Below are 6,191 nucleotides of genomic sequence, written 5' to 3'. Positions count from 1 at the left end.
CCCGCTCCCACACTTGATCTTCACAAGACCTTGCTACTCATTCGGCTTACTTAAGTAAGCCGGGATAAAACAATAAGAAAGGGATTCCATCATGCCCAGCGAACCGAATGGCGCTCCGGCGTCCGGGTCTTCCGTCGACTTTGAAAAGGTCGGCACCGAATACTTCCAACAACGGGAACTGAAAAAAGGCGCTGCCGGCTGGGTACTATTAGTCGGTCTCGGTGTTGCCTACGTCATCTCCGGCGACTACGCCGGCTGGAACTTCGGCCTGGCCCAGGGTGGCTGGGGCGGCATGTTCCTCGCCACACTGCTGATGGCCACCATGTACCTGTGCATGTGTTTCTCCCTGGCCGAACTGTCTTCCATGATCCCTACCGCCGGCGGCGGCTACGGCTTTGCCCGCAGCGCGTTCGGCCCCTGGGGCGGGTTCCTCACCGGCACCGCGATCCTTATCGAATACGCCATCGCCCCCGCCGCCATCGCGGTGTTTATCGGCGCCTATTGCGAGTCGCTGTTCGGCATTGGCGGCTGGATGATCTACCTGGCGTTCTACATCATCTTTATCGGCATCCACATCTTCGGCGTGGGTGAAGCGCTGAAGCTGATGTTTGTGATTACCGCCGTCGCCGCGATTGCCCTGGGTGTGTTCCTGGTGTCGATGGTGCCGCACTTCAGTGTCGCCAACCTGCTGGACATCCCGGTGACCGAGGCCAAGGGCGCCAGCACTTTCCTGCCCTTCGGTTATGTCGGCGTGTGGGCGGCGATTCCCTATGCGATCTGGTTTTTCCTTGCGGTCGAAGGCGTGCCCCTGGCCGCCGAAGAAACCAAGAACCCCAAACGCGACCTGCCCCGCGGCCTGATCGGCGCCATTGTGGTGCTGACCAGCTTCGCCCTGCTGATTTTGGTAATCGCCCCCGGCGGTGCTGGCGCCTACGCGCTGATGGCATCGGGCAATCCCCTGGTGGAAGCCTTGTCCAAAGCCTACGGCGGCTCCACGTGGATGGGCCACTTCGTCAATCTGGTGGGCCTGGCCGGGCTGATCGCGAGCTTCTTCTCGATCATCTACGCCTACTCCCGGCAGATCTTCGCCCTCTCCCGCGCCGGCTACCTGCCGCGCAAGCTGTCGCAGACCAACAAAAGCAAGGCACCGGTACTGGCCCTGGTGATCCCCGGCATCATCGGGTTCGGCCTGTCGCTGACCGGCCAAGGCGATTTGCTGATCCTGGTCGCCGTATTCGGCGCAACCATTTCCTACGTGCTGATGATGGCCGCGCACATCACGTTGCGCATCCGCCGCCCCAAAATGGACCGCCCTTACCGTACTCCGGGCGGCATCTTCACCTCGGGCGTCGCCCTGGTACTGGCCTGCATCGCCGTTGTGGCGGGCTTTCTGGTGGATCCGCGCGTGGTGATTGGCGCCGCGATCATCTATGGAGTATTAATTGCTTACTTTGCTTTCTACAGTCGGCATCACTTGGTAGCAGGCACGCCGGAAGAAGAATTTGCGGCGATCCAGGCCGCAGAGGCCGCCTTGCACTAACTGCCATAAACCTCGACGCGGGCGCTTTACTCACATTCAGCCCGCGTCGACAAGGAGACTCTGTATGGCAAGCTTTTCCCACGCGGTCGGTGCATTGACCTACCGCTTCGACAGCCTCAAGGACGTGATGGCCAAGGCCAGCCCGGCCCGCTCCGGGGATTTTTTGGCGGGTGTTGCCGCCCAGAACGATGGCGAGCGGGTCGCGGCGCAAATGGCCCTGGCCAACATTCCGTTGAAGCACTTTCTCGAAGAAGTGTTGATCCCGTACGAAAGCGACGAAGTCACCCGGCTGATTATCGACACCCACGATAAACAAGCGTTTTCCGTGGTCAGCCACCTGACCGTCGGGGGTTTGCGCGATTGGCTGCTCAGCGACGCGGCCGACGAACAGAGCCTGCGCGCCCTGGCGCCCGGGCTGACACCGGAAATGGCCGCCGCCGTGTCGAAGATCATGCGTGTGCAGGACCTGGTACTGGTGGCGCAGAAAATCCGCGTCGTCACACAGTTCCGCGGCACGATGGGCCTGCGCGGGCGCCTGTCCACCCGCCTGCAGCCCAACCATCCCACCGATGAGCCGGCCGGTATCGCCGCGAGCATTCTTGACGGCCTGCTCTACGGCAACGGCGACGCCATGATCGGCATCAACCCGGCCACCGACAGCATCGCCTCGATCTGCGCGATGCTGGAAATGCTCGACGCGATCATCCAGCGTTATGAAATCCCGACCCAGGCCTGCGTGCTGACCCACGTCACCACCTCCATCGAAGCCATCAACCGTGGCGTGCCGCTGGACCTGGTGTTCCAGTCGATCGCCGGCACCGAGGCGGCCAATGCCAGCTTCGGCATCAGCCTGAGCGTGCTGCAGGAAGGCTACGACGCGGGCCTGAGCCTTAATCGCGGCACCCTCGGGCAAAACCTGATGTATTTCGAAACCGGCCAGGGCAGCGCCTTGTCGGCCAACGCACACTTTGGCGTCGACCAGCAAACCTGCGAAACCCGCGCCTATGCCGTTGCCCGGCATTTCAAGCCGTTTTTGGTGAACACGGTCGTAGGATTTATCGGCCCCGAGTACCTGTACAACGGCAAGCAGATCATCCGCGCCGGCCTCGAAGACCACTTCTGCGGCAAGCTGCTGGGCGTGCCCATGGGGTGCGACATCTGCTACACCAACCATGCCGAAGCCGACCAGGACGACATGGACACCCTGCTCACCCTGCTGGGCGTGGCCGGGATCAACTTCATCATGGGCATCCCGGGCTCCGACGACATCATGCTCAACTACCAGACCACTTCATTTCACGACGCGCTGTACGCCCGCCAAACATTGGGTTTAAAGCCGGCACCGGAGTTTGAACAGTGGCTGGCGAAAATGGGCATCTTCACGCAAGCCGACGGCAAGGTGCACTTCGGCAACAGCCTGCCACCGGCATTCCGCCACGCCTTGGCGCAACTGGGATGAAGAAGGAACCGCCCGTGCACATCGACACCCCGGAAAACAACGTGGACAACCCGTGGCTTGAGCTGCGGCGCCTGACCCCGGCGCGGATTGCCCTGGGCCGCACCGGCACCAGCATGCCTACCGGCGCTCAGCTGGATTTCCAGTTCGCCCATGCCCAGGCCCGCGACGCGGTACACCTGCCGTTTGATCATGCAGGACTCAGCAGCCAACTGGCGGAGCGCGGCCGCGACAGCCTGTTGCTGCACAGCGCCGCCGTCGACCGCCACAGCTACCTGCAACGCCCGGACCTTGGGCGCCGCCTCAGTGATGAATCCGTCCAGGCCCTGCGGGACTATGCCGAAGCCAACCCCGGCGGCGTGGACCTGGCGGTGGTGGTGGCCGACGGCTTGTCGGCCCTGGCGGTGCATAAACATACGTTGCCTTTTCTTACACGCATGGAGGAACAAACCCACGCTGAAGGCTGGTCGCTGTCACCGGTGATTCTGGTGGAGCAGGGCCGTGTCGCTGTCGCGGATGAAGTCGGCCAGTTGCTCGGGGCAAAAATGGTGGTGATCCTGATCGGCGAGCGGCCGGGGCTCAGCTCGCCGGACAGCCTGGGACTGTATTTCACCTACAACCCCAAGGTCGGCCTCACTGACGCCTACCGCAACTGCATCTCCAATGTGCGCCTGGAAGGCTTGAGCTACGGCATGGCCGCTCACCGCCTGCTTTACTTGATGCGGGAGGCCTGTCGCCGGCAGTTGTCGGGGGTCAACCTCAAGGATGAAGCGCAGGTACAAACTCTCGAGTCGGATGATCCCGACCTGATGAAAGGAAACTTCCTGCTCAGCCCACCGAAGGACTGATCCCTGCACGATTGCGCTTTTTCTCTGCTTTAGGCAGCATCGAGACACGGCCGCTTGTGTGGTCATACCCCATTTGGAAGTTGAGGCCTGGCATGCGGATTACTCAAGCGACCCTGGAACACCTGGACCTGTTGACCCCGCTTTTCGTCAAATACCGCGAGTTTTACGGCGCGCTGCCGTTTCCTGATTCGAGCCGCGCCTTCCTGGAAAAACGCCTGCGCCGCAAGGAGTCCGTGATCTACCTGGCGCTGGCCGACGATGACGACAAGAAACTGCTTGGCTTTTGCCAGCTGTATCCAAGCTTTTCATCGTTGTCCCTCAAGCGGGTGTGGATCCTCAACGACATCTACGTCGCCGAAGACGCACGCCGGCAGTTGGTGGCCGACAACCTGATGCGTACCGCGAAGAAGATGGCCAAGGAAACTCAAGCCGTGCGCCTGCGTGTGTCCACCAGCAGCGACAACCAGGTGGCGCAGAAAACCTATGAGTCCATCGGTTTTCGGGAAGACACCGAGTTCAAGAACTACGTGCTTGCGATCAGCGATGACTGACAACTATTAACCAAACCTCATACATCTGTTGTGGGAGCCCCCTCCCACACTGACGCTGTGTCTACAATCAGATCGCTTTCGCGACATTCCCCGCTACAAAACCAGCACGCTTTTCACAACTCTATCCGTATAATGCGGACCTTTCAGGGTCGTAAGAAATACGCCACTACCTTGTAGCCCTTATTACCCGAAGCCTCCGCACAGGCCCGCTGAGCCAGGCCATTCACACAGGTGCCCTCCATGGATTTCAACCCGCTCGACCTTATCCTGCATCTCGACGTGTACCTCGACATGCTGGTGAGAAACTACGGAGTGTGGATCTACGCCATTCTGTTCCTGGTTATCTTTTGCGAAACCGGCCTGGTGGTCATGCCGTTTCTGCCGGGTGATTCCTTACTGTTCATCGCCGGCGCTGTTGCAGCGGGCGGCGGCATGGACCCGATATTGCTGGGCGGCCTGCTTATGCTCGCGGCCATCCTGGGTGACAGTACTAACTACGTGATCGGACGAACGGCCGGGGAACGCTTGTTCAGCAACCCCAACTCGAAGATCTTCCGCCGCGACTACCTGCAAAAAACCCACGATTTCTACGACAAGCACGGCGGCAAAACCGTGACCCTGGCGCGCTTCCTGCCGATCCTGCGGACCTTCGCACCGTTCGTCGCCGGCATCGCCAAGATGCCTTACCCGCGCTTCTTCGGTTTCAGCGTGTTCGGCACCGTCCTCTGGGTCGGCGGCCTGGTAACCCTGGGCTACTTCTTCGGCAACGTGCCGTTCATCAAGAAAAACCTGTCGCTGCTGGTGGTGTTCATCATCCTGCTGTCGCTGGTACCGATGATCATCGGTGTGTTCCGCAGCCGCTTCGGCCGCAGCTCTTCCGAAGCAAAGCCGCAGTAACCGGCTATGTGGTCCCTCAGCGCCTGGCGTCGCCGGCGCCTGCTGGCCAAGCACCCGATTGCCGATGAAACGTGGCAGCGGGTGCGCCATCACCTGACGTTCCTCGACGGCATCACTGCCGAGCAAGACCAGTGGCTGCGGGAAGCCTGCGTGGTGTTCCTCGCCGAAAAACACCTCACCGCCCTGCCCGGCGTCGAACTGCACCAGGAACAGCGCCTGCTGCTCGCCGCCCAGGCACAGCTGCCGCTGATGAACCTTGGCGACCTCGACTGGTACCAGGGCTTCCACGAGATCGTGCTGTACCCCGACGACTTCCTCAGCCCGCAGCGCCATCGCGACGCCAGCGGCGTGGAACACGAGTGGGACGGCGAGCACAGCGGCGAAGCCTGGCAACAGGGCCCGGTGATCCTTGCGTGGCCCGGCGTACTGGGCAGCGGCAACTGGGAAGGCTACAACCTGGTCATTCACGAACTGGCCCACAAGCTGGACATGCTCAACGGCGACGCCAACGGCCTGCCCCCCCTGCACCACGACATGCGCGTGCAGGAATGGGCCAGCGTCATGCAAAGCGCCTTCGACGACCTCAACCGCCAGCTCGACCGCAACCCTGACGCCGAAACGGCCATCGACCCCTACGCCGCGGAAAACCCGGCCGAGTTCTTTGCCGTCACCAGCGAATATTTCTTCAGTGCCCCGGATTTACTGGTCAGCAGTTATCCACAGGTGTACGAGCAACTGAGCCACTTCTACCGTCAGGATCCCCTGGCGCGCCTGCACCAACTGCAGGCCGGCGACGTGCGGTATCAGACGGAACGCCAAGCGCCCTACGACGTCTGACGCATGGCATCGGCGTCAGAATATGCCTATAATCGCCGCCACTTTTAGGCCAATCCGGCCAT

6 protein-coding genes are annotated in these 6,191 nt (G+C 61.4%); all 6 read left to right on the top strand.

Translation table 11 applies throughout. The features are described from left to right. The first annotated feature begins 91 nt into the window (after window positions 1-91). The 6 genes from eat to HX815_RS23885 all read left to right on the top strand — a co-directional run bounded on the left by eat (window position 92) and on the right by HX815_RS23885 (window position 6,129). A complete protein-coding gene (gene eat, locus HX815_RS23910) occupies window positions 92-1,540 on the top strand; it encodes an ethanolamine permease (protein WP_008436523.1) in 1,449 nt (482 codons plus the stop codon). 64 nt (window positions 1,541-1,604) lie between these two features. Continuing rightward, window positions 1,605-2,999 carry an ethanolamine ammonia-lyase subunit EutB gene (locus tag HX815_RS23905; RefSeq protein ID WP_003219393.1) on the top strand — a complete coding sequence of 465 codons (1,395 nt, stop codon included), beginning with the start codon at window positions 1,605-1,607 and terminating at the stop codon, window positions 2,997-2,999. Then, window positions 2,996-3,844 carry an ethanolamine ammonia-lyase subunit EutC gene (gene eutC / locus HX815_RS23900; RefSeq protein ID WP_134327368.1) on the top strand — a complete coding sequence of 283 codons (849 nt, stop codon included), beginning with the start codon at window positions 2,996-2,998 and terminating at the stop codon, window positions 3,842-3,844. The genes HX815_RS23905 and eutC overlap by 4 nt, the downstream gene beginning before the upstream one ends. A gap of 92 nt (window positions 3,845-3,936) precedes the next feature. Next, window positions 3,937-4,395, top strand: a complete 459-nt coding sequence (locus HX815_RS23895) for an N-acetyltransferase (RefSeq protein ID WP_003219389.1) — start codon at window positions 3,937-3,939, stop codon at window positions 4,393-4,395. Window positions 4,396-4,635: 240 nt separating this feature from the next. After that, window positions 4,636-5,292 carry a DedA family protein gene (locus HX815_RS23890; RefSeq protein ID WP_177008861.1) on the top strand — a complete coding sequence of 219 codons (657 nt, stop codon included), beginning with the start codon at window positions 4,636-4,638 and terminating at the stop codon, window positions 5,290-5,292. A 6-nt stretch (window positions 5,293-5,298) separates the two neighbouring features. Continuing rightward, on the top strand, window positions 5,299-6,129 hold the full coding sequence (locus HX815_RS23885) for a zinc-dependent peptidase (RefSeq protein ID WP_177028982.1): 831 nt from the start codon (window positions 5,299-5,301) through the stop codon (window positions 6,127-6,129). The last annotated feature ends 62 nt before the right edge of the window (window positions 6,130-6,191 follow it).

This window comes from Pseudomonas sp. E6002, assembly GCF_013385565.1.
Lineage (GTDB): Bacteria > Pseudomonadota > Gammaproteobacteria > Pseudomonadales > Pseudomonadaceae > Aquipseudomonas.
Note: the sequence above shows the minus strand (reverse complement) of the source record. Positions and strands in the feature narration are given on the sequence as shown.